Below are 20,714 nucleotides of genomic sequence, written 5' to 3'. Positions count from 1 at the left end.
CGGGCTTGCTCTGGTTCGGCAGGTTCAGGTCAGGCTTGCTCTGGTTCGGCAGGTCCCGGTTCGGGTGGTTCCGGTCAGGTTTGCTCTGGTCAGCTCCGGGTCCGCCGCGGTCTCCGCCCCGAAGCCCTCCCCAGAGCGTGCCGTGTCCATTCGAGGTAGGTCTGTCACCGAACGGCAGATCAGCGGCATCTGCCCTGCACTATGCAGGGCAACTGCTCCTCACCTGCCATTCATGGTCACGAGCCCCCTCCTCCCCGAGCTCTCGCGTCCCCGAGTCCCCGAGTCCCCGAGTCCCCGAGTCCCCGAGTCCCTGTCTCCCTGAACCCCTGCTCACTGAACCCTTGCTTCTCCCGGAACCCCTGCTTCTCCCTGCCGCTCATGGCCCCGCGCCCGGCATGATGCACCTTCAGACCGGAGTCCTGTCCGTTGCCGGTAGCTGAGCGGCATCTGCCCCGTACTATGCAGGGCAGCTGCTCCTCACCTGCCGTTCCTGGACACACGTCTCCTGCCGCCTCCTGCCTCCAGTGCTTCCCCGCCTCCTCGTATGCCGCCTGTACCCCGTCAGCCTGCGAGCATCGTGGCCGGGGTCCGCGGGATGTCGGCCGGGAGGCCGGCCCAGGCGTCAGGCGAACAGCGGTCACCCTGCCGGGTCGGGCCGCCGTCGGCGCATCATCCCGCGCACCTGCTCGATCCCGTCGATGCCCATGCGTCGGCCGTCCGGCAGTGAGTCCTCGCGATCCCAGCGCCAGACGGTCGCAAGCGCTGTCGCGAGGATCCGGCAGGTCTCGGCCAGCTCCGGGTCGGCCGAGCGGTAATGGGCTGCGACCTGCACGGGAAGGTGCGCGACGTCGAACTCGACGGGGCCGATGCAGCAGGTCTCCAGGTCGATCAGCACCGTCCCGCCGATACCGTCGAGGATGTTGCCGGGATGCGGCTCGCCGTGCAGGAGCTGCTGCGCGGGGCCCGATGTCGCCTCCACGGTGAGCTCCCGCAGGGTCCGCAGGAGGAATCGGCGGTCCTTCGTGCTGAGCGATGGGCTGTGTTCCTCGTCCTCGAGGATCGCGAGCCCCCGCCCGACGCGCTCGGCGAGCAGTGGGACGTGCAGGCCGGAGCTCCCTGCGTCGGACTCTCCCTGCAGGCTGCCGAGGTCGACCTGTCTCCTCGCCGCGTGCAGGGAGGCCAGGGCGTAGGCGCAGCGCCGCTCCGCCCCGGTGTCCCGGGAATGCCCCTCGCGCAGCGCGATGCTCGTCCACAGCGTGACCGCGAAGCCATCGAGGAGATGCACCCGCGGTGGGACCCGCCGCTCGAGCGTTCCGATCGGCGCCCCGACGGCTTCGAGGCGCCGCGCGATCTCGACCTCGAGACGTGCCGCCGCCAGGGCAGAGGACACCTCGGGAGCATCAGGATCGTCGGAGCCGTCGGAGCCGTCGGAGCCGTCGGAGCCGTCGGAGCCGTCGGAGCCGTCGGAGCCGTGGGAGCCGTGGGAGCCGTGGGAGCCGTCGGAGTCGTCGGCGATGCGGACGGAGCGGGCGATCATGTCGCAGGGGAGGAGTCGCAGCGTCATGCGATTCGAGTCCTGCAGCACGACCGCGTGGTCCGCCTCCAGACCGAGCGCGCTCGCGACCCTCAGCGCCGCCGACATCTCGCCCCGCACGGCCGCCTCAGCCGTCCGCGCGCCCGCCTCAGCCGTCCGCGCGCCCGACGGCGCTCGCGTTCGAGATGGTGGCGGGCACCCCGCGCGGCTCGGGTGCAGTCGCGGATGGCGCGCGAAGGTCCATCGTCATGAACACGCTCAGCGGATCGAGCACGTAGCTCCCGAAGGGTGCGCACTCGGTGAAGCCGCTGCTCAGGTACAGGGCGCGGGCGGGCGCGAAGGCGTCCTCGGTGCCGGTCTCGAGGGAGATCCTCGCAACGCCCCGGGAGCGGGCGTCGGCCAGGACATGGTCGAGCATCCTCCGGGCGATCCCCTGCCCCCGATGGGCCGACGACGTCCGCATCGACTTCAGCTCCTCGTGCCCGTCGCCGAGGTCGACCAGCGCGAGGGTCCCGACGACGGTGCCGCGGCTGGTCTCGCGGCCGGTCCCGCCGGTGGCACTGCTGACGGTGCCGACGAGCCGCGCCTCCCATTGCCGCAGCTCAGGACGGTGCAGATCCTCGAGATCGACGACGTGGCAGCTCTCCTCCGCCGGGGTGATCGTGCGCATGTCCGCGATGTGCTCTCGAAGCAGCGCCTGGACGGAGGGGTCGTCGACGTCGGCGGGGCCGATGCGGAGGGCGTCTGTCATCGTGCTCAGGGCCATGCACTGATCATCCGTCAACTTCGAGCACCTCGGCGACTCGTCGTGGCCCGGGGCATACGCTGGATCGTTGCCTGCCGCCGAACCGCACCTCGAGCTAGCACCCCCGCGGGAAGGAGATCTCGAGGATCTCCACCGCATCTACTCCGACGCCCGCACCTGGACCCATCTCCCCAGCGGACGCTTCGCTGAGCTCGCCACCACGCGGGCGGCGCTCGGCCGCTGGATGCAGCACTGGAACCAGCAGGGTCTCGGCGCATGGGTGGTGCGGGAGGACGGCGTCGTCGTCGGCCACGGCGGATGCTCCGTGCGTCAGGACTCCTTCTGGAACCTCGGCTACCGCTTCGCCCCGGAGGCGCAGGGCAGAGGGCTCGCCACGAGAGTCGCACGCGCCGCCGTCGACCGTGCCCGTGAGCTGCGCCCCGACCTGCCCGTCGTCGCCTATCTGCTCGAGCACAACCGGGCCTCCCTCGCGGTCGCGACGAAGGTCGGGCTGATGCTCCGTCGTCGTGGACTCGACGCCGGCAATCCGGATCCCACGGCCGTGCGTCTCGTGCTCGCCGACCGCGAGCTCAGCCCCGAGGAGCTCGCTGCGACGACGAGGTGATGAGCAGGGCGTCGCCACGCCACCTTGTCGCCTTGGCGTCTTCTCGCCCTGTCGCCCTGTCGCCCTGTCGCCCTGTCGCCCTGTCGCTCAGCGTTCGGTGCCCCCGTCGGGGCTCGCCTCGCTGAGCGCTTCCCCGTCGTGCTCCGCCTCGCTGTGCCTCACCTGGTTCTCGGCAGCCTCCGCAGGGAGGCCTTCGGCCTCGGACAGGTCCTCCGCCCGACTCCACTTCGCCTCGGGCGCTTGCCAGGTGCGCAGGGCCTCGATCAGCGCCTGGGGCTCGTCGGCGACGATGAGCGCGGACCGGAAGCGGTCGGAGAGGAACCCTGCCCCGGCCATCGAGTCGACCGCGGCGATGAGGGGCTGCCAGTACCCCTCGATGTCGAAGAGCGCGACGGGCTTGGCGTGGTACCCCAGCTGCTGCCAGGTCCACACCTCGAAGAGCTCCTCGAGAGTGCCCACCCCTCCCGGCAGCGCCACGAACGCATCGCCCAGCTCCGCCATCCGCTGCTTGCGGGTGTGCATGTCCGGGACGATGTCGAGCTCGCTCAGACCGGGATGACCGACCTCCTTGTCCATCAGCGCCTGCGGGATCACACCATGCACCTCGCCTCCCGCAGCGCGTGCGGCATCGGCGACCGTGCCCATCAGACCCACCCGTCCGCCTCCGTAGACGACCCCGATACCTGCTGCAGCGATCGCTCCCGCGAGCTCCGCCGCCCCCTGCGCGAAGGCAGGGGAGTGCCCCATCGCGGAGCCGCTGAACACCGTGACCCGCTGCAGCTCGCGGACAGCGGCCGGGGCAGAGGGTGCAGTGGGGTTCTCGGCAGGGTCGGTGCGGCGTGCGTCGGCAGTGGCGGCGGTGCGGCGGACGGAGTCGGTGCGGCGGACGGGGTCGGGCATGAAGGAACCTCCAGCTGGTCAAGGGCGGTGCAGGGTCAGGGCACCGTGGGCAGAGTCTTCCATGGTCCGCTGGAGCCGGACCGGGCACGGTGGAGCCGGGGCTCGTGGAGGCAGGAGCTCGGGGAGGCGGGGGCTCGTGACCATGAATGGCAGGTGAGGAGCAGTTGCCCTGCATAGTGGAGGGCAGATGCCGCTGATCTGCCGTTCGGTGACAGACCTGCCTCGAATGGACGCGGGGCACCAGAGATGCGCCCGGGCCGGAGACCGAAGGCACCGCAGCCCCGAGGTTCTGGGCCTGGTGGGAGGTGCGAGGGTGCTGGTCCCGGTGGGAGGCGCTGGTCCCGGTGGGAGGTGCGTGGGCATTGGGCCGAGGGGGAGTGGCCGGGGCTCAGCGCAGGATGCCCAGGCGACGCGCGGCGGAGACGGCAGCGGTCCGGGAGGAGACGTCGAGCTTGGTGAAGACGTGCACGAGGTGGGACTTCACGGTCGCGTCGGAGATGTGGAGACGGGCGGCGACCTCGCTGTTCGAGGCGCCATCGGCGACCAGGCGCAGAACGTCGATCTCCCGGGAGGACAGGCTGAGCTGGGGCGTCCGCATCCGCTCCATGAGTCGGCCGGCAATGGCCGGTGCCAGCGCGCTCTCTCCCGCGGACGCGGCCCGCACCGCCGCCAGGAGATCTTCGGGAGGAGCGTCCTTGAGCAGATATCCGCTCGCGCCAGCCTCGACGGCGCCCAGGATGTCACCGTCGCTGTCGTAGTTGGTCAGGACCAGGACGAACGGGGCGTCGTCGGAGGCACGGATCCGGCGCGTGGCCTCAGCCCCCGAGGTCGGGTCGTCGACCTCCCCGCTGCCGGCTGCCCCGCTGCCGGCCGCCCCGGTGCCTGCTGCGCCGATGCGTGAGGTGCCGGTGCCTGCTGCGCCGATGCGTGAGGTGCCGGTGCCTGCTGTGCCGGTGCGGGCCGGGCCCTCTGCGCCGGTGCGGCTCGATCCCTCTGAGCCGGCCGATCCGAACTGCAGGTCCATGAGGACCAGGTCGGGGCGCAGAGAGGCGGCGAGGGCGACGGCGTCGGCCGGGGTGGAGGCCTCGCCGACCACCTCGAGGTCGGCGGCGGTGTCCAGCAGGGCCCTCAGGCCCGCGCGGACCACGGGATGGTCGTCGGCGATGAGCAGTCGGATCACGGGCGGTCCACCTCGAGGGTCACGAGGAGGGAGGTCCCGGCGGGGGAGCTGTCGACCTCCAGGGTGCCGCCGAGCTGGTCGACCCGCTCGGCGATCGCCCGCAGCCCGAAGGAGTCGGTGCCCCCGGGGTGGGCGTGGACAGCCGCAGGGTCGAAGCCGATGCCGTCATCGTGCACCTCGAGGCGGGCTCGGCCGTCCTCGACCCGCAGGACGATCCATGCCGTCGTGGCCCGGGCGTGCTGGACGACGTTCGCGAGAGCACCCTGGGCGACGCGCAGCAGAGCCGTGCGCACATCCATCGGCAGCCCTGCAGAGGTGTCGATGGACTGCTCCATGGGGACATCCACCCCGACGCCTGCCCCGACGCCTGCCCCGACGTCCAACCCGACATCCACCTCGACGCGCAGGTCATCGCGCTGCCATTGGGCGCCGAGGCGCTGCAGGGCCGGACCGAGGCCCGCCTCGAGGGACGGCGGGGCGAGCTCGCGGATGAAGCGTCGGGCTTCGGAGAGGGCGTCGGCCGCGGTGGTGCGGGCCAGGCGCACGTGCTCGATCCCGGGCCGGTCGCCGTCGGCGGCTTCGGCGGCGTGCAGGAGCATCTGGATGCTCGAGAGCGACTGTGCGACCGTGTCGTGGATCTCGCGGGCCAGCCGCGCTCGCTCGGCGAGGACCCCCTGCTCGCGCTCGGCGGCGGCCAGGCGGTCGCGGGTCGCGAGCAGCTCCGCCAGCAGGGCCTCGCGCTCGGCGGCCTCGCGTGCAAGCGCCCGATAGCCGAGCCCGATCAGGAGAGCGACCGCGGCGCCGACCAGAGGACCCGTCACACCTCCGACGCTGAAGCCCGAACGAGCGCCGAGCGCGAGGATCGTGATGAGCGTCGTGAGCACGACCGCGGCGGGACCGGCGGGCGAGGGCAGCACATGCAGGTAGAGGAAGAACAGGGGGAAGACCAGATAGGCGGCGTCGGGCACGAGCAGCAGCAGCCCGATCCACAGCAGCGTCAGCACCGCGCACCACAGCGCCGCCGTCCGCCGGACCACCGTCGGCCGCGCGGCGCGCCATGCCCCCAGGACGTACACCGCGGCGAACACCGCGGCCAGTGCGAGCGCGACGGTCGTCTCACTCGTGCTGTCCAGTGCGACGGCGCGCACGGCGGTCAGCACGAGCAGCCCGAGGACCATCGCATGCAGGCCGATGCGGAGGCCGAGGAAGACTGGGGCGAGGGTGCGGTGCGACATGTCCGGTTCAGCGTAGGCCTCCGACGACGACGGCGGATCCATCGAAAGTTCGATCGTCGGACCGCCCCTGCGGGCGATGGATCCGAGAGCCGGTCCGACGAGCCTGGATCCCGGCGCCGGGGACGGTCCGCGGCGCCGGAAGGGAGCACATCGTGTTCGTCGCCTGGCGGGACCTCCGCCATGCCAAGGGGCGCTTCGCCCTCATCGGAGCGGTGGTCGCACTGATCACCCTGCTCGTCGGGTTCCTCGCCGGGCTCGCCGGCGGCCTCGCCGAGCAGAACGTGTCGGCGGTGCTGGGTCTGCCCGGCGACCGCCTCGTCCTCGCCGAGGACGCCGACGGCTCCGCCTCCTTCTCGCAGTCCTCCCTCGACGAGGGGATGGTCGCGACCTGGGAGGACGCCGACGGCGTCTCGAGCGTCACCGGGATCGGGATCCTCCAGGGCCGTGTCGACGACACCGCGCTCGCGATCCTCGGGATCCCCGCGGACGCCCCCGCCTCGTCCGTCGCCGACCTCGCACCCTCGTCCGACGACGGCGTCGGCCTGTCCGCCGGCGCCGCCGACGACCTGGGTGCCCGGGTCGGGGACGATGTCGAGATCGCCGGGACCTCCTATCGCGTCGAGAGCATCGGCGCGGACGCCTGGTACAGCCACACCCCGGTGATCGTGCTCGCCCCGGACGCCTGGGCGCAGACCTCCGAGCGGTTCGGCGGCGACGGCGAGTCCACCGTCCTCGCGGTCACCGGGGACCCCGACTGGGATGCCGTCGCAGCGGAGACCGGCACGCAGGCGGCCAGTCCGCTCATGAGCCTCGGCGCGCTCGAGACGTTCCGGTCGGAGATCGGCTCGCTGGGCCTGATGATCGTCCTGCTGTTCGGAGTGTCCGCCCTGGTCGTAGGTGCATTCTTCACCGTCTGGACGATGCAGCGCAGCGCCGACGTCGCCGTGCTGAAGGCACTCGGAGCCTCGACCTCCGCGCTCGTCCGCGACGCCCTCGGGCAGGCGCTGGTGGTGCTCGCCGTCGGGATCGGCGCCGGGCTGGCGCTGGTGGCCGTCCTCGGGACCCTGGCCGGCGGGGCGCTGCCCTTCGTGCTGAGCCCGCTGACCACCGTGCTGCCGGGCGCTGTGATGACGGTGCTGGGCCTCGCCGGCGCCGCCTTCGCGCTGCGCACCGTCACCTCCGCCGACCCCCTCACCGCCCTCGGGAGCGCCCGATGATCACCCTGGACCGCATCACCCTCACCTACCCCGACGGCGACAGCCGCCTCACCGCGGTCGACGACGTGAGCCTCATCGTCCCCGCCGGCCGCGTCGTCGGCGTCACCGGCCCGTCGGGCTCCGGGAAGTCCTCCCTGCTGGCCGTCGCCGCAACGCTCATCCGCCCCGACTCCGGGCGCGTCCTCATCCGCAGCTCCGGCGGGTCCGACGCCTTCGACGGCTCCGATGGGTCCGACGTCTCCGACGGCTCCGATGGGTCCGACGTCTCCGACGGCTCCGACGGCGCTGTCGACGCCGCGCGGCTGTCCCGGGCCGAGGCCGCGGCGCTGCGCCGAGAGCGCATCGGCATCGTCTTCCAGCAGTCGAACCTCGTCCCCTCGCTCACCGCCCGCGAGCAGCTGCTGGTGATGGGCGAGCTCGGCAGCCGGGGCAGGCGCAGCATGCTGCGCATGCGGGCCGACGAGCTGCTGGAGGCCGTGGGACTCGCCGGTCAGGCGGACCGTCTGCCGGCCCAGCTCTCCGGGGGCCAGCGGCAGCGGGTGGCGATCGCGCGGGCCCTCGTGCACGACCCCGCGGTGCTGCTCGTCGATGAGCCCACCAGCGCCCTGGATCAGGAGCGCGGAGCGGAGATCATGGACCTCATCTCCCGCCTGACCCATGCCCGAGGGACGGCGACGATGCTGGTCACACACGATCTCGTGCACCGCGGGGCGCTGGATCGCCTGGTGACGATCGTCGACGGCCGGCTCGTCGAGGACAGCGCTGAGGGAGGCCCGGCGGAGTTGGTGGGCCTCGGTCAGGGGCGTGCGCCGGCGATCCAGAAGACGTCGTAGAGATAGTCCGGGGCGGCGTCGGGAGCGACCGCCGCGCCGGGGTCGGTCTCTGCATCGGGTGTGGCCCCGACACCGGGATCCGTCCCGTCCCGTCCCGCGCTCGCGACCGCGGCCTCGACCTCGTCGACCAGCGCCTGGAACCGGGCGTGCAGGTCCTTCGCCTCCGCGCGGGTCAGGCGCAGGCGCCGATGCCCGAAGTTCGGCGGCCACGGCCGGGGATCGCCGTCGACGGGCGGGGGGACCGCCAGGGTGCGCTCGACGTCGGCCCGGAGGTTCTGCATCATCGTGCCGCCCAGGGCGTCATCGGGCTGGCCGGTCATGCGCATGCCGTCGGTGCTCGCGCGCCACGGGCGCTCGCGGCCGTCGGCGGACTCCGCCTGCTCGACGAGGCCGAGCTTCGCGAGCCTGCGCAGGTGATAGCTCATCGCCGACGGGGTGAGGCCCACCAGCGCAGCCGCCTCCGTACTGGTCAGCGCGGTGCCCGACCACAGCTCCTGGAGCACCCGCCAGCGCGCGGGATGGCTGACCACGCGCATGCGCTCGAGATCGTCCAGATGGGCGGGTGCGGAGTCCATGGACGCCATCGTAGGTTGCCGCCCGAGATGTGAAGCAGTACCTTCACAACTATGAAGCAGATGTTTCAGAGATTCTTCTCGCCGGTCGGCGCCCCATGAGCCCGGTCGCCGCGGCCGAGGTCCCGCTGCACCGCAATGCCCGCTTCCAGTTCCTGTGGTCGGGTGCCGCGTTCTCGACCCTCGGCACCGAGATCAACCGCGTCGCCCTGCCGCTCACCCTCCTCGCGGTGACCGGCAGCGCCGCCCGCGCCGGTCTGGTCTCCGCGACGCTGACCGCCGCGATGCTGATCGCGCAGATGCCCGCCGGGATCTGGGTGGACCGCCACGACCGTCGGCGCATCCTCCTGATCGCCCAGGAGGTGCAGGTGCTCAACGCCCTCGTCCTGCTGGTCGGGCTCGCGACCGGGGGCGCGGGGCTCGCGGCCTTCCTGGTCTTCGCGGCGGCCGACGGCATCTGCCAGGCGTTCCTCGGCCCGGTCCGACAGGTCGCGATCCGCTCCGTCGTCCCCGCCCGGCAGCTGAACAGCGCCTTCGCGCAGGAGGAGGCCCGCTCGCACGCCGGCCGCGTCGTCGGACCCGCGGTCGGCGGCGCTCTCCACGCGGTCGGGATGCTCGCGCCCTATTTCGCCATGGCCGCGAGCATCGTCGTGGCCTGGGTGTTCGCTCTCCTCGCGAGGATCCCGCGGCGACCGGCCGACGCGGCAGGTGAGGTCTGCGCGGCCGATGGCGAGCACGCTGAGGAGGGACCGGCCGACGGCGGGACGTCGCCGCGTGCCGAGGCGGGACCTGAGGGACGGGAGGTGCGAAGGGCCCGGGGCCTCCGGGGGATGCAGGGGCTGCGGGGGATGCTCGCGGAGTCGGGGGAGGCGCTGCGCTGGCTCATCGGCCGACGGGGCCTGCGCGAGCTGACCCTCGTGATCATGGCGATGAACTTCTTCGGCGGCAGCGTCACCCTCTCCCTCATCGTGCGCATCACCGACCTCGGCGGTTCCGGGGCGCTGGCCGGGCTCGTGCTCACCGGCATCGGCATCGGCGGGCTGCTGGGGGCGCTCGCCTCGGGCTGGGTCACCGGGCGCCTCCGCGCCGGCCTGCTCGCGATCGGCGTCCCCGCCGTGCTCGGCGCCTGCCTGATGCTTGCCGCGCTGCCGCTGGCGCCCTGGTGGCCGTTCTTCCCGATCCTCGCGTTCAGCCTGGCCACCCCTGCCCTGAACGTCGCCTCAGGGGCCGTGACCGCGCAGCTCGTCCCCGCGGACATGTTCGGCAGGGTCGGTGCCCTGCTCAGGGTCGCGAGCATGCTGCTGTCCCCGCTCGGCCCCCTCGTCGGCGGGCTGGTCGTGGGAGGCCTCGGTGGCGCGTGGGCGCTGTGCCTGGCCGGGCTCGGCTTCCTCCTGACGTCGCTCGTCGGTGCCCTCAGCCCGACCCTGCGGAGGTTCTCCGCCGATCGTGCGTGACGGCACCGGCCCGAGATGGCCGGGACCACGAACGAGGTGGTCAGAGGCGGCATCGCCGTCGACGCGTCGGCGAGTCGGACCGCAGTTGACTTTAACGACGAGCGTCGCCGCTGTTCAGGTTAACAACATGAGGCGAGCGGTCGACTGTCCCGCGATCTCCGAGAACTACTGATCCGGTGGATGCTGGATCCGGTCGTGTCCTGGGGGTATCTCGCGATCGCGAGCTTGGTGAGCACGATCGTGAGGTGGGTTCCGATCGCATCGCGGGCGCGTGGAGCATGGGCCTGGTCTGCAGGTCTGTCGCGCTCATCCGGGGCTGCCGCTCGATGTGCCAGAGGTCGTGACAGCTGGAGACCACCTCCGTCGCCATCGCAGAGGTGGGGATGTCGGTGACGCAGCCCTCCAGCTCGACCAGGCTCCGGGCTCGCTCGAGCGCCACCGTCTGCCGCGACCGGCCACCCGTGGCAACTGGCCGCTCCCGCTGGCATCCCCTGTCGCGCGGACGCATGATGGGGCGATGAGCGAGCAGACTCCGACGACGCAGATGCAGGCGCCCACCAGCACACCGACCATCGATCCCATCCCCGAGGGCCTCGCCGAGCGGGCCGCGCTGCTCGGCGGACCGGAGGGGATCCTCGACGAGGAGCAGATCCGCTCCTTCGTCGCCGAGCAGATCTCCAGGGCCGACGTCGACGGGAAGTCCGTGTGCGTGATCATCCCCGACGGCACCCGCTCCGTCCCGCTGCCGAAGGTGCTGCGTCCGCTCCATGCCGCGCTCGCCGGCCGGGCGGCGTCCGTGACCGTGCTGATCGCGCTGGGCACCCATGCGGCGATGAGCGACGAGGCGATCGCGAAGCTGCTCGGCGCGGAGGATGAGGGCGTCGAGGACGCCTACCCGGGCTGGGAGGTCGTCAACCATGCCTGGCACGACGAGGACCAGATCGCGGACCTCGGCGAGATCTCCGCGCAGGAGATCTCGCGCCTGACCGGCGGGCTGCTCGCCGACACCCCGATGCGCGTGCAGATCAACCGCCTGTGCGTCGAGAGCGATGTGGACCTCGTCGTCGGCCCCGTGTTCCCGCACGAGGTGGTCGGCTTCTCCGGCGGGAACAAGTACTTCTTCCCCGGCTGCTCCGTGCACGACGTCATCGACGTGTCCCACTGGGTGGGGGCGCTGATCACCGCGAGCCGCATCATCGGCACCCTCGGGATCACGCCGGTGCGGCAGCTGATCGACGCGGCGACCGAGCTCGTCCCCGCGGAGAAGCTGTGCTTCACCATGGACGTCGTCTCCGGAGGCGAGGACCTCAACGCGATCGCCTTCGGCGACCCGCAGGCCGCCTGGGCGGCGATGGCGAAGATCTCCGCGCTCACCCACATCACCTATGTCGAGAAGCCCTACCGGCGGATCGTGGCGATCGTCCCCGAGATGTACGAGGACATCTGGACGGGGGCCAAGGGCTTCTACAAGTCCGAGCCCGTGTGCGCCGACGGCGGCGAGGTCATCATCTTCGCCCCCCACATCACGGAGGTCGCCGCCATGCACCCCGGCCTGCGGGACATCGGCTACCACAGCATCGAGTACTTCACGAAGCAGTGGGATCGGTTCGCGGACCACCCGTGGGGCGAGCTCGCGCACTCGACGCACGTCACCGGTCTGGGCACCTACGATCCGGAGACGGGGGAGGAGCGTCAGCGCGTGCGCCGCTCCTTCGCCACCCGCATCCCGAAGGAGGTCTGCGAGGAGTACAACGTCACCTACGTCGACCCCGACAGCCTCGACCTCGACGCCCTGCGCGCCGATCCCGACACCCTCGTGATCGACCACGCGGGCGAGGTGCTGTTCCGACTCGCCGAGGAGCGCCAGCCCCTGTGACCATCCACCAGCTGTCCGACCATCGCCCGTCGGCCCCACCGTCCACTCAGCCGTCCACTCAGCCGGCGGCTCCGCTGTCGGCCCAGCCGCCGACGTCGGTCTTCCATCCCGCGTACGGCGCCTTCGAGGATGCCGCCATGACCCCGGACGCGCTGGAGGGCGAGGCCCTCGCGCTCGCCGACGCCGTGGGCCGGGAGCTCGCCGGCGTCACCCGCCTCGGCGTCGCCTACTCCGGGGGCGTCGACTCGGCGACCCTGCTCGCGCTCGCCGTGCGCAGCCTCGGTGCCGAGAACGTGGTCGCGCTGCTCGGGGTCTCCCCCTCCCTCGCGCGGCGCGAGCACCGCCTCGCCCTGCGCACCGCCGAGGTCATCGGCGCCCAGGTCGTCGAGGTGCGCACCTTCGAGGGCGAGAACCCCGACTACCAGAGGAACGACGCCGCGCGCTGCTTCCACTGCAAGGACGAGCTGTTCACGCGCATCGACGCCGAGATCGTCGCCGAGCATCGCCTCGACGCCGTCGCCTACGGGGAGAACGCCGACGACGCCCAGAAGCACGACCGGCCCGGCGCCGGCGCGGCGACCCGGCATCGGGTGCTGCGTCCGCTGTCCGTCGTCGGCATGTCGAAGTCCCAGGTCAGGGATGTCGCTCGGGCGCTCTCGCTGCCCGTCGCCGACAAGCCCGCCGCCCCCTGCCTCGCCTCCCGCATCCCCTTCGGTCAGCCCGTCTCCCCCGAGAAGCTCCGCCAGATCGACGATCTCGAGGACGCGGTCTACGAGCAGGGCTTCAGCGACTGCCGGGTCCGCCATCACGGCGATCTCGCACGCATCGAGCTGCCGACGGACGAGATCGCCCGCGCCCTCGATCCCGCGATCCGCTCCGCCCTCGTCCAGGCGGGCAGGCAGACGGGGTTCCTGCACGTCACGATCGATCTCGACGGCATCCGCTCGGGTCTGTTCTCCCTGCAGATCGTCGGCCAGGGGACCCGTGGCTGAGGGGCGCCCGGGCCCGTCGGCCGACGGCGGGACCAGCGGCCCCGGTCCGTCGGCCGGGCAGGGTGCGTCGGCCGACGGACGGATCGACGGGATGCTCGAGCTGGACCTCGGCCGTGCCCGGCGCCGGGGTGCGCCGGAGGCCGTGCTGTGCGACGCGAAGAGCGTCGAGCAGGTCGCGGCCATCGCGGGCGAGTACGCGCGGCTGGCCGGGTCGCTCGATGCCGAGGAGCTCGCCGCCCTCGGTCCGGTGCTGTTCACCCGGGCCGACGACGAGCGCGCCGCCGCGATCCTCGATGCCCTCCCCGGGGCCTTCCATGATCCCGTCGCCCGCCTGCTCGCCTGGCCGGGGGAGCCGCCCGCGCCGAGCGGGGGTCTGGTGATCGTCGCCTGCGCCGGGACCTCGGACCTCCCGGTCGCCCGCGAGGCCGAGACCACCGCCCGCTACCTCGGCCGGCCCACGCGGCTGATCGCGGACATCGGCATCGCCGGCCTGCACCGCCTTCTCGCGCGCCTTCCCGAGCTGCGGGAGGCGGCGTGCGTGGTCGTCGCCGCCGGGATGGACGGGGCGCTCCCCACCGTCGTCGCCGGGCAGATCGCCGCACCCGTCGTCGCCCTTCCCACCTCCGTCGGCTACGGCGTCGCCGAGGGCGGGCGCACCGCCCTGCTGACCATGCTCTCCGCCTGCGCCCCCGGCATCGGCACCGTCAACATCGACAACGGCTACGGCGCCGGCCATCTCGCCGCCCAGATCGCCCGCTGGGCCCCCGAGCCGACGCACGGCGCCTGAGAGCGGTCCCGCCTGGTTGTGCCCGGTCCCGCCCGGTCGCGTCGGGTCCCGCCTGGTCCCGTCGGGCGCTGTCATCGCGGACGGTAAACTCCGGTGCTGTGCAGCGGACCTCCGCTCCGCGGGCGATCCCCGACGGCGACGATGACGAAGGAGACCGATGGTGGGCGACGAGCAGCGCGTGACGATCTACGACGTGGCCAAGCTCGCCGATGTCGCGCCGTCGACCGTCTCGCGCGCGTTCTCGCGGCCCGGCCGTGTCAGCGCCGCCACCCACGCGAAGGTCATGGCGGCTGCGAAGGAGCTCGGCTACCGCACCTCCGCACCGGCGTCGCAGGAGCGCGACCAGCGCCATCACCGTCTGGGGATCGAGATCCCGGATCTCACGAACCCGTACTTCGCCGAGCTCATCTCCGGCATGCAGGAGGCCGCGAAGGAGCACGGATACCTGCTGCTCCTGCTGGACAGCGTCGAGGACGAGGAGCGCGAGCGCGAGAGCCTCGAGAGCGCCGTGAACGTCGTCGACGGCGTCGTCCTCTCCGGCACGCGGCTGCCGGACGCGGTCCTGAACCATCTGACCAAGCGCCTGCCGGTGGTCGTGCTCAACCGGCGCGTCGCGGGCCTGGACTCGGTGACGCCGGACTACGAGCACGGCATGGGACAGGCGATGGCGCACATCGCCGGCACCGGGGCGCGGACCGTCACCTATGTCGCGGGGCCGGTGAACTCGTGGTCCGACGGGGAGCGCTGGAGGGCGGCCCGCACGGCCGCCCGCGCCCACGGCCTGCACATCACCCGGCACGGCCCGTACGCCCCCACGGCGATCGGCGGGGAGCAGGCGTTCGCGGAGATCCCCGAGCTCCCCGACGCCGTGATCTGCTACAACGACCTGATCGCGCTCGGATTCCTGGTCTCGGCGGCACGCACGGGCGTGCGGGTCCCCGGGGACCTCTCGGTCGTCGGCCATGACGACATCCCGCTGTCGCGCTTCGTCGGCGGCGGGCTGACCACGCTGGTCACCCCGAAGCGCGCACAGGGCCGCGCGGCCGTCGAGCGCCTGGTGCGCCGCATCGAGAGCCCCTCCTCGCACCGCACCCCGGTGGAGGGGTCGCTGCCGGTGAAGCTGGTCCCGCGCGGCTCGAGCGGTCCCCGCAACGGTCGCTGACGGGGGAGCGCAGCAGGCGCGAACACGGCGGAAAGCGATTGCCAGGGCAGGCAACCGATGACAACGATGCGCGGCGCGCGCACAGGGACGGCACGATGCCCCTATGAGCAACGAGGCCTACGTTCCCCATCAGGACAGACTGCTGCCCGCCGACCCGGCCGTGCGCGACATCGCGCGGACCCTCTACGCGCGGATGGCCGACCAGCCGATCATCTCCCCGCACGGCCACGTCGATCCGCGACTGCTGCTCGACGACGAGCCGTTCCGCGACCCGACCTCGCTGTTCATCACCCCGGACCACTACGTGAACCGGCTGATGTTCTCGCGCGGCGTGGACCTGGCCGAGCTCGGCGTCGGCCGCGGACCCCTCGACGAGGCCGACTCCCGCACCGCCTGGCGCCTGCTCGCCGAGCACTGGCACGCCTATGCCGGCACCCCCTCTCGGCTCTGGATGGAGCACGAGTTCCATGAGGTCTTCGGCCTGACCACGGTGCTCTCCCCGGAGACCGCCGATGAGATGTACGACGAGATCTCCGCGAAGCTCGCCCAGCCCGAGTTCCGTCCCCGCGCACTGTTCGAGCGGTTCCGGATCCAGGTCATGGCCACGACCGACGATCCCACCGACGATCTCGCCCCGCACGCGGCCCTCGCGGCCGACGCCTCCTTCACGGGCCAGGTCCTGCCGACCTTCCGTCCCGACAAGTACCTCGAGCCCGGCCGCGCCGACTTCCGCGAGCTGGTCGAGGCGCTCGGCGCCTCGGCGGCCGTGGACACCGGCAGCTACGACGGCCACCTCGAGGCGATGCGCGTGCGCCGCCTCCACTTCCGCGACCACGGCGCCGTCTCCTCCGACCACGCGCACCTGGACCCCGGCACCCAGCGCCTCGCGATCGAGGACGCCCGTCGGCTGTACTCCTCGGCGCTCGCCGGCACCATCGCGGCCGACGAGGCCGTCGCGCTGCGCCGCCACCTGCTTGCCGACCAGGCCCGCCTGGCCGCCGAGGACGGCCTGGTCATGACGATCCACCCGGCCGTCGACCGCAACCACAGCGACGTGATCTTCGAGAAGTACGGGGCCGACGTCGGCTTCGACATCCCGACCTCGGTCGACTACGTCCACTCGATCCGCCCGATGCTCAACGACGTCGGCCTGGACCCGAACTTCCGCTCGGTGCTCTTCACCATCGACGAGACCGTCTTCTCCCGCGAGATCGCGCCGCTGGCCGGGGTGTACCCCTCGGTGTACGCGGGCGCCCCCTGGTGGTTCATCGACGCACCGGACGCGATCCTGCGCTACCGGCGCGCCGTCTCCGAGACCATCGGATACAGCCGCACCAGCGGCTTCATCGACGACACCCGCGCCTTCTGCTCCATCCCGGCCCGTCATGACATGGCCCGCCGGCTGGATGCGACCCACCTCGCGGGCCTCGTGGCCGAGCACCGCATGCGCGAGGAGGACGCGGCCGCGATCGCCGACACGCTCCCCGAGCAGCAGCCCCGCCACGTATTCCGCCTCGACCAGGAGAGCAGCAAGTGACCGCCGCACCCGAGGGCCGCCTCGTCCACCTGGGCATCGGCAACTTCGCCCGCGCCCACACCCTGCTGATGACCCAGCGCGCCGGGGGCTGGACCGTCAGCGCCTTCACGGGCCGCTCCGCCGCGATGGCCGATGCCCTCAACGCCCAGGGCGGGAAGTACGGGCTCATCGTCCGCGGGGCGGAGGACGACGAGGTGGAGATCATCGACGTCCTCGACGAGGTGCATCCGGCCTCCGACGTCGACGCCCTGGTGCGGCTCATCGCCGACCCGCTGACCGCCGTCGTCACCCTCACCATCACCGAGAAGGGCTACGCCGCCGGCGACGATCCCGCCGTCTCCGCCCCGGCCCGCCTCGCCCTCGGGTTCCGGGCGCGCCGAGAGGCAGGCGTCGAGGAGATCATCGCGCTCGTCTCGTGCGACAACCTCACCGGCAACGGCGCGGTCCTGCGCGAGGCGGTCCTCGCCGCGGCCGACGACGAGACCCGCGCCTGGTTCGATGCTCACGTCGACGTCGTCTCCACCATGGTCGACCGGATCACCCCCTCGGCCGACGACGGCGCCTCAGCCCTGGTCGCCGAGCGCACCGGCCTCGCCGACACCGTCCCCGTGGTCACCGAGCCCTTCTCGGAGTGGGTCCTCGAGGACGTCTTCCGCGGCCGACGCCCGGAATGGGAGAAGGCCGGGGCCCAGTTCACCGACGACATCGAGCTGCATGAGCTGCGCAAGCTGCGCCTGCTCAACGGCGCCCACACCCTCATGGCCTACGCCGGCCAGGTCGCGGGCGTCGAGCGCGTCGACGAGGCCATCGGCCACCACGAGGTGCGCGCCCTCGTCGAGGCCCTGTGGTCCGAGGCCCGCTCGACCCTCGACCTGCCCGTCGAGCAGCTCGACGCCTACACCGAGGCCCTCGAGGAGCGCTTCCGCAACCCGCGCCTCGCCGACAACCTCATCCGCATCGCCGCCGACGGCACCGTCAAGCTCCCCGTGCGCGCCCTGCCGGTGATCGCCGAGCGCGGCGGGCCCGACGCCGCCCCCGGCGAGGTCTCCGCGGTCGCCGCCTGGACCGCCTGGGTCACCGATCGTGTCCGCGCCGGCGCCGAGGTCTCCGACCCGCAGGCCGAGGCCATCGCCGCCGCCGTGGGTGCTGGTGCTGCTGCGTCCGGCGAGGCCGCCGAGATCGCCCGGGTGGGTGCACTCCTCGCGCTGCTGGGCGTCGGAGCCGAGGATCCGCTGGTCACCGCGGTCGTCGCCGAGGAGCAGCGCCTGCCGCGAGGCTGACGCCGCCCCCTGGCGATCAGTCTCGGTCTGCCGGCAGCCGTGGAGGGACGTCCTCCGCGGCTGCCGGTGCTGAGGCAGGAACGGCTCGGTCGATGTCCTTCCCGGACCGGCCGAGGCGATGAGTGACGGGCACCAGCAGGAGGGCCGCGACGGCGAGGAGGATGTACATCCCGGCATAGGCGTCACCGAACGGGAGCCATCGTCCGAGGTCGAGCAGATAGGACGCGCCGAGCGGGGCGACGATGCCCGCAGCGCTGCCCGCTGCGCTCACCAGCCCGAGCCCGAAGCCCGCGTTCTGAGCGGGGACGACCTCATAGGCGAGCGAACGCACAGCCGTGAAGCCGAGCCCCATGGCGAGTCCAGTCAGGGCCGTCGCGATCTGGAACCACACCGGTGCTGTCGCGAGACCGCGCGCCGCCATGGCAGTCGCCAGGGCGCAGAAGGAGACGAGGAGAAGCATCCGCGCGGAGAGGAGCGGTCGGCGCACCAGGGCGAGCCCGGCGGACGCGATGACGATGCCCACCGATCCGAGCATCGTGGACAACGACGTCGCCCGGATGGCAGATGCCTCGTCCAGACCCCATCGTGCGATGAACAGGTACAGCGCGAAGGCCATGCTCGCCGACAGCAGAGCGGACAGCGCGAACCGCGACAGCACGACGATCGCGAGGCGACGATCGAGAGCGGACCTCCATGCTCCTGACCGGAGCTGCTCCGTGCGCCGAGCGCCCTCCGGACGAGGTGTCTCGTCCGACGCCGCCGACGAGGCGCCGTCGGCCGCGACTGATGCGTCCGGGGGCGGCGGATCGGGCACGGAGAAGGCCAGAGGGATGATGACGAGCGCCGCGAGGATCGGCACCACCAGCAGCGTCGTCTCCACCTGATCGGCGAACAGAGCCGCCGCGGCGAGCCCGGGAAGGGTGCCGACGAAGCTGACCGCGGAGAGCGCACCGGAGGCTCGGGTGCGATCCTCCGCCGCGAGGCCCTCGGCGACCAGTCCGTTGACGGCTCCGAAGACCATGTTGTAGGCCGCCTGGGTCCCCATCCAGGCGAGCGTGAGCGCTCCGATTCCGGGAGCATGGGCCATCGCGGCGCTGCCGACGATGCCGAGGAGGGCACCGGCGATCAACCAGGGACGGCGCCGACCCAGTCTCCCGATGCCACGGTCCGCGAGCCTTCCGAACAGCGGGGCCGCGATGACTGCCGCGACGGCTGCTGCGCCGTCGACCAGGGCGAGCGTCCGCGGGGCGTCCGCATGGCCGACGAGCCGGCCGACGAGGACGGAGACCGCCACGATCGCCGGTGCGGTCAGAGCGCCGAGGGCCGCGCACTGCATCGCGGCCAGCCGGAGGACTCTCTGCACGGTGCGGATCTCCTCGCGGCTCTGGGCATCCCGCGCGGCGGCATGCGAGGGACGACAGCCCATTCTTCCCCATGCTGACCGGGAGTCGAGTCCTGACCGGGAGTCGAGTCCTGACCGGAAGCCGGGCTGGTCTCCCCAGGGTGAATCCGGGGTGAAACCGCCCGGAGCATCCGCGATGAGGGGTTTGACTGGTTCCGAGGTGATTCCGATGAGTGCCGGCGTCCATGTCCGAGGGAAGTGCATGGGCCCACCGGTCGAGACCAGAGCATCGTTCCGGAAGGAGCGTCCCCGGATGTCAGAGCTGGCGGAGCAGATCGATCGCGCGCTGGAGATCCGGCGGCTCTTCGACTCGGGATCATCGCTGTCCCGTCGAGCGGCGAAGGGAAGCGCCGCGCTTGGCGGGACGACGGGGCGCCCCCTCGCCCGTCGGACCTGGCCTGCCGAGGCTCTGACGGGCGAGGGGTCGCACTCGCCGGTCGCCGGGAGTGCGACGGTGTCGAGTGAGGGCACGGTGCGACGGCCTGCCGGCGCCTTTCACCCCATCGCCAGCGGAGTTGAAGACGCCCCTCCCGAGACGGCGCACTCGCTCGACGAGCTCGAGGAGCTCCTGTCGTCGTCAGATTCCCGCCCGTCCCCCATGCCCGACCCCGAGGAAGAGGAAGCAGCCGTGAAGGCAGGAAGCACGAAGGTTCGCGCGCAGCGGCGGGAACGCCGCGGGAGCGCGATGGTGGCATTCATCGAGATCCTGATCGTCGCCTTCCTGGTGGTCGTCGCGGCGAACGAGGTCTCCGAGCCGGCGATCCTCGGCGAACCGCCCGCCGTCCGGATGGAGGATCTGCGTCTCGCCGTCCTGGTGTGCACGCTGATCCTGCTCGGCACCCGGTCGATCGCCTTCATCACCCTGTCGGCGCGGAGGCGGAGCTCCTCCGCGAACAGCTCGGCTGACCCCCTCGACTCGGCTGACCCCCTCGACTCGGCAGATCCGGCGGACCCGACAGGCTCGGCCGGGCCCGACCCCTGGGGCGAGCTCGAGGAGAAGCTCCACGAGCGGTTCGCTGTGGAGATGCAGCGTCTTCGCGATGACGTCCACATGCAGCTCGTGTCGGTCGATGCGTACGGCGAGCAGCTGGCGGGCGTGCGCGAGGATCTGACTGCGCTCAGGTCGGAGCTGACGACCGAGCTGCGCGGCAGGGGGCGACCGCTGATCGGGCTGCGGGGGCGCTGAGCCTCCTGCCCGGGTCTCAGCACCCGGGTCGTCGGATCCCGGGCCTCCGATGGCCGCCGACGGATTCGCATCTAGAATCGTTCCGCATCGCTCTGCCGTGCCCCGGGGCCACGACGGTCCTTCCCCTGGCTCCTGAGCTCACCCTGCTCCGGAACCGCGACGGCGCGAGAGAGCTCATCGACCGAAAGCCGCTTCTG

18 protein-coding genes and 1 pseudogene are annotated in these 20,714 nt (G+C 72.2%); 11 read left to right on the top strand and 8 right to left on the bottom strand.

Annotated elements, in window-relative coordinates; translation table 11 throughout:
- Window positions 1-637: 637 nt before the first annotated feature.
- Window positions 638-1,564, bottom strand: a complete 927-nt coding sequence (locus ACZ5AJ_RS13650) for a phosphotransferase (protein ID WP_464135587.1) — start codon at window positions 1,562-1,564, stop codon at window positions 638-640.
- 118 nt (window positions 1,565-1,682) lie between these two features.
- Entirely contained in the window at window positions 1,683-2,300 is a 618-nt protein-coding gene (locus ACZ5AJ_RS13645; RefSeq protein ID WP_464135586.1) for a GNAT family N-acetyltransferase, read from the bottom strand.
- A gap of 67 nt (window positions 2,301-2,367) precedes the next feature.
- Between ACZ5AJ_RS13645 and ACZ5AJ_RS13640 the strand changes: the two genes are divergently transcribed.
- Window positions 2,368-2,904, top strand: a complete 537-nt coding sequence (locus ACZ5AJ_RS13640; protein WP_464135585.1) for a GNAT family N-acetyltransferase — start codon at window positions 2,368-2,370, stop codon at window positions 2,902-2,904.
- Window positions 2,905-2,991: 87 nt separating this feature from the next.
- Here the strand turns inward: ACZ5AJ_RS13640 and ACZ5AJ_RS13635 are convergent, their stop codons facing one another.
- From ACZ5AJ_RS13635 to ACZ5AJ_RS13625, 3 genes are all read right to left on the bottom strand, one after another.
- Window positions 2,992-3,804, bottom strand: coding sequence for an LOG family protein (locus tag ACZ5AJ_RS13635; protein ID WP_464135583.1), 813 nt, complete (start codon window positions 3,802-3,804; stop codon window positions 2,992-2,994).
- A 388-nt stretch (window positions 3,805-4,192) separates the two neighbouring features.
- On the bottom strand, window positions 4,193-4,984 hold the full coding sequence (locus ACZ5AJ_RS13630; protein ID WP_464135582.1) for a response regulator: 792 nt from the start codon (window positions 4,982-4,984) through the stop codon (window positions 4,193-4,195).
- The gene (locus ACZ5AJ_RS13625; RefSeq protein ID WP_464135580.1) at window positions 4,981-6,219 is read right to left on the bottom strand and encodes a sensor histidine kinase; all 1,239 of its coding nucleotides are present in this window, start codon (window positions 6,217-6,219) and stop codon (window positions 4,981-4,983) included. Before ACZ5AJ_RS13625 ends, ACZ5AJ_RS13630 begins: the two co-directional genes overlap by 4 nt.
- Before the next feature lie 152 nt (window positions 6,220-6,371).
- On the opposite strand from ACZ5AJ_RS13625, the gene ACZ5AJ_RS13620 reads away from it, so the two are divergent.
- Window positions 6,372-7,436 carry an ABC transporter permease gene (locus ACZ5AJ_RS13620; protein ID WP_464135579.1) on the top strand — a complete coding sequence of 355 codons (1,065 nt, stop codon included), beginning with the start codon at window positions 6,372-6,374 and terminating at the stop codon, window positions 7,434-7,436.
- Window positions 7,433-8,269, top strand: a complete 837-nt coding sequence (locus ACZ5AJ_RS13615) for an ABC transporter ATP-binding protein (RefSeq protein WP_464135577.1) — start codon at window positions 7,433-7,435, stop codon at window positions 8,267-8,269. The genes ACZ5AJ_RS13620 and ACZ5AJ_RS13615 overlap by 4 nt, the downstream gene beginning before the upstream one ends.
- On the opposite strand, the gene ACZ5AJ_RS13610 is transcribed toward ACZ5AJ_RS13615, so the two are convergent.
- On the bottom strand, window positions 8,233-8,844 hold the full coding sequence (locus tag ACZ5AJ_RS13610; RefSeq protein WP_464135575.1) for an ArsR/SmtB family transcription factor: 612 nt from the start codon (window positions 8,842-8,844) through the stop codon (window positions 8,233-8,235). The two genes, ACZ5AJ_RS13615 and ACZ5AJ_RS13610, sit on opposite strands and share 37 nt — an antisense overlap.
- A gap of 95 nt (window positions 8,845-8,939) precedes the next feature.
- Here ACZ5AJ_RS13610 and ACZ5AJ_RS13605 point away from each other — a divergent pair, with 95 nt between their 5' ends.
- On the top strand, window positions 8,940-10,295 hold the full coding sequence (locus ACZ5AJ_RS13605) for an MFS transporter (protein WP_464135574.1): 1,356 nt from the start codon (window positions 8,940-8,942) through the stop codon (window positions 10,293-10,295).
- Window positions 10,296-10,450: 155 nt separating this feature from the next.
- Here the strand turns inward: ACZ5AJ_RS13605 and ACZ5AJ_RS13600 are convergent.
- A pseudogene (locus ACZ5AJ_RS13600) lies at window positions 10,451-10,728 on the bottom strand (IS1634 family transposase); the annotation flags it as partial.
- Between the two features lie 84 nt (window positions 10,729-10,812).
- On the opposite strand from ACZ5AJ_RS13600, the gene ACZ5AJ_RS13595 reads away from it, so the two are divergent.
- From ACZ5AJ_RS13595 to ACZ5AJ_RS13570, 6 genes are all read left to right on the top strand, one after another.
- Window positions 10,813-12,171: a lactate racemase domain-containing protein gene (locus ACZ5AJ_RS13595; RefSeq protein WP_464135572.1), complete on the top strand. Its 1,359-nt coding sequence runs from the start codon at window positions 10,813-10,815 to the stop codon at window positions 12,169-12,171.
- Window positions 12,168-13,163 carry an ATP-dependent sacrificial sulfur transferase LarE gene (larE, locus tag ACZ5AJ_RS13590; RefSeq protein ID WP_464135570.1) on the top strand — a complete coding sequence of 332 codons (996 nt, stop codon included), beginning with the start codon at window positions 12,168-12,170 and terminating at the stop codon, window positions 13,161-13,163. The genes ACZ5AJ_RS13595 and larE overlap by 4 nt, the downstream gene beginning before the upstream one ends.
- Before the next feature lie 91 nt (window positions 13,164-13,254).
- Window positions 13,255-13,950 (top strand): nickel pincer cofactor biosynthesis protein LarB, encoded by a 696-nt coding sequence (larB, locus tag ACZ5AJ_RS13585; protein ID WP_464138772.1) that lies wholly within the window; start codon window positions 13,255-13,257, stop codon window positions 13,948-13,950.
- Window positions 13,951-14,107: 157 nt separating this feature from the next.
- Window positions 14,108-15,112, top strand: coding sequence for a LacI family DNA-binding transcriptional regulator (locus ACZ5AJ_RS13580; RefSeq protein ID WP_464135568.1), 1,005 nt, complete (start codon window positions 14,108-14,110; stop codon window positions 15,110-15,112).
- A 103-nt stretch (window positions 15,113-15,215) separates the two neighbouring features.
- Entirely contained in the window at window positions 15,216-16,649 is a 1,434-nt protein-coding gene (gene uxaC / locus ACZ5AJ_RS13575) for a glucuronate isomerase (protein ID WP_464135567.1), read from the top strand.
- The gene (locus ACZ5AJ_RS13570) at window positions 16,646-17,929 is read left to right on the top strand and encodes a mannitol dehydrogenase family protein (RefSeq protein WP_464135565.1); all 1,284 of its coding nucleotides are present in this window, start codon (window positions 16,646-16,648) and stop codon (window positions 17,927-17,929) included. Before uxaC ends, ACZ5AJ_RS13570 begins: the two co-directional genes overlap by 4 nt.
- Before the next feature lie 16 nt (window positions 17,930-17,945).
- On the opposite strand, the gene ACZ5AJ_RS13565 is transcribed toward ACZ5AJ_RS13570, so the two are convergent.
- Window positions 17,946-19,292, bottom strand: a complete 1,347-nt coding sequence (locus ACZ5AJ_RS13565) for an MFS transporter (protein WP_464135563.1) — start codon at window positions 19,290-19,292, stop codon at window positions 17,946-17,948.
- Window positions 19,293-20,016: 724 nt separating this feature from the next.
- Between ACZ5AJ_RS13565 and ACZ5AJ_RS13560 the strand changes: the two genes are divergently transcribed.
- Entirely contained in the window at window positions 20,017-20,517 is a 501-nt protein-coding gene (locus tag ACZ5AJ_RS13560; protein WP_464135562.1) for a hypothetical protein, read from the top strand.
- The last annotated feature ends 197 nt before the right edge of the window (window positions 20,518-20,714 follow it).

The organism is Brachybacterium zhongshanense, from assembly GCF_055385755.1.
The sequence above is the reverse complement of the archived record's forward strand: the minus strand, read 5'-3'. Positions and strand labels throughout refer to the sequence as shown.

Bases quoted from the DNA above. Each gene is read 5' to 3' on its own strand.
- ACZ5AJ_RS13650 (WP_464135587.1), bottom strand. From the start codon at position 1,564: ATGACGCTGCGACTCCTCCCCTGCGACATGATCGCCCGCTCCGTCCGC.
- ACZ5AJ_RS13645 (WP_464135586.1), bottom strand. From the start codon at position 2,300: ATGGCCCTGAGCACGATGACAGACGCCCTCCGCATCGGCCCCGCCGAC.
- ACZ5AJ_RS13635 (WP_464135583.1), bottom strand. From the start codon at position 3,804: ATGCCCGACCCCGTCCGCCGCACCGACTCCGTCCGCCGCACCGCCGCC.
- ACZ5AJ_RS13625 (WP_464135580.1), bottom strand. From the start codon at position 6,219: ATGTCGCACCGCACCCTCGCCCCAGTCTTCCTCGGCCTCCGCATCGGC.
- ACZ5AJ_RS13615 (WP_464135577.1), top strand. From the start codon at position 7,433: ATGATCACCCTGGACCGCATCACCCTCACCTACCCCGACGGCGACAGC.
- ACZ5AJ_RS13610 (WP_464135575.1), bottom strand. From the start codon at position 8,844: ATGGACTCCGCACCCGCCCATCTGGACGATCTCGAGCGCATGCGCGTG.
- ACZ5AJ_RS13605 (WP_464135574.1), top strand. From the start codon at position 8,940: ATGAGCCCGGTCGCCGCGGCCGAGGTCCCGCTGCACCGCAATGCCCGC.
- ACZ5AJ_RS13595 (WP_464135572.1), top strand. From the start codon at position 10,813: ATGAGCGAGCAGACTCCGACGACGCAGATGCAGGCGCCCACCAGCACA.
- larB (WP_464138772.1), top strand. From the start codon at position 13,255: ATGCTCGAGCTGGACCTCGGCCGTGCCCGGCGCCGGGGTGCGCCGGAG.
- ACZ5AJ_RS13580 (WP_464135568.1), top strand. From the start codon at position 14,108: ATGGTGGGCGACGAGCAGCGCGTGACGATCTACGACGTGGCCAAGCTC.
- uxaC (WP_464135567.1), top strand. From the start codon at position 15,216: ATGAGCAACGAGGCCTACGTTCCCCATCAGGACAGACTGCTGCCCGCC.
- ACZ5AJ_RS13560 (WP_464135562.1), top strand. From the start codon at position 20,017: ATGGTGGCATTCATCGAGATCCTGATCGTCGCCTTCCTGGTGGTCGTC.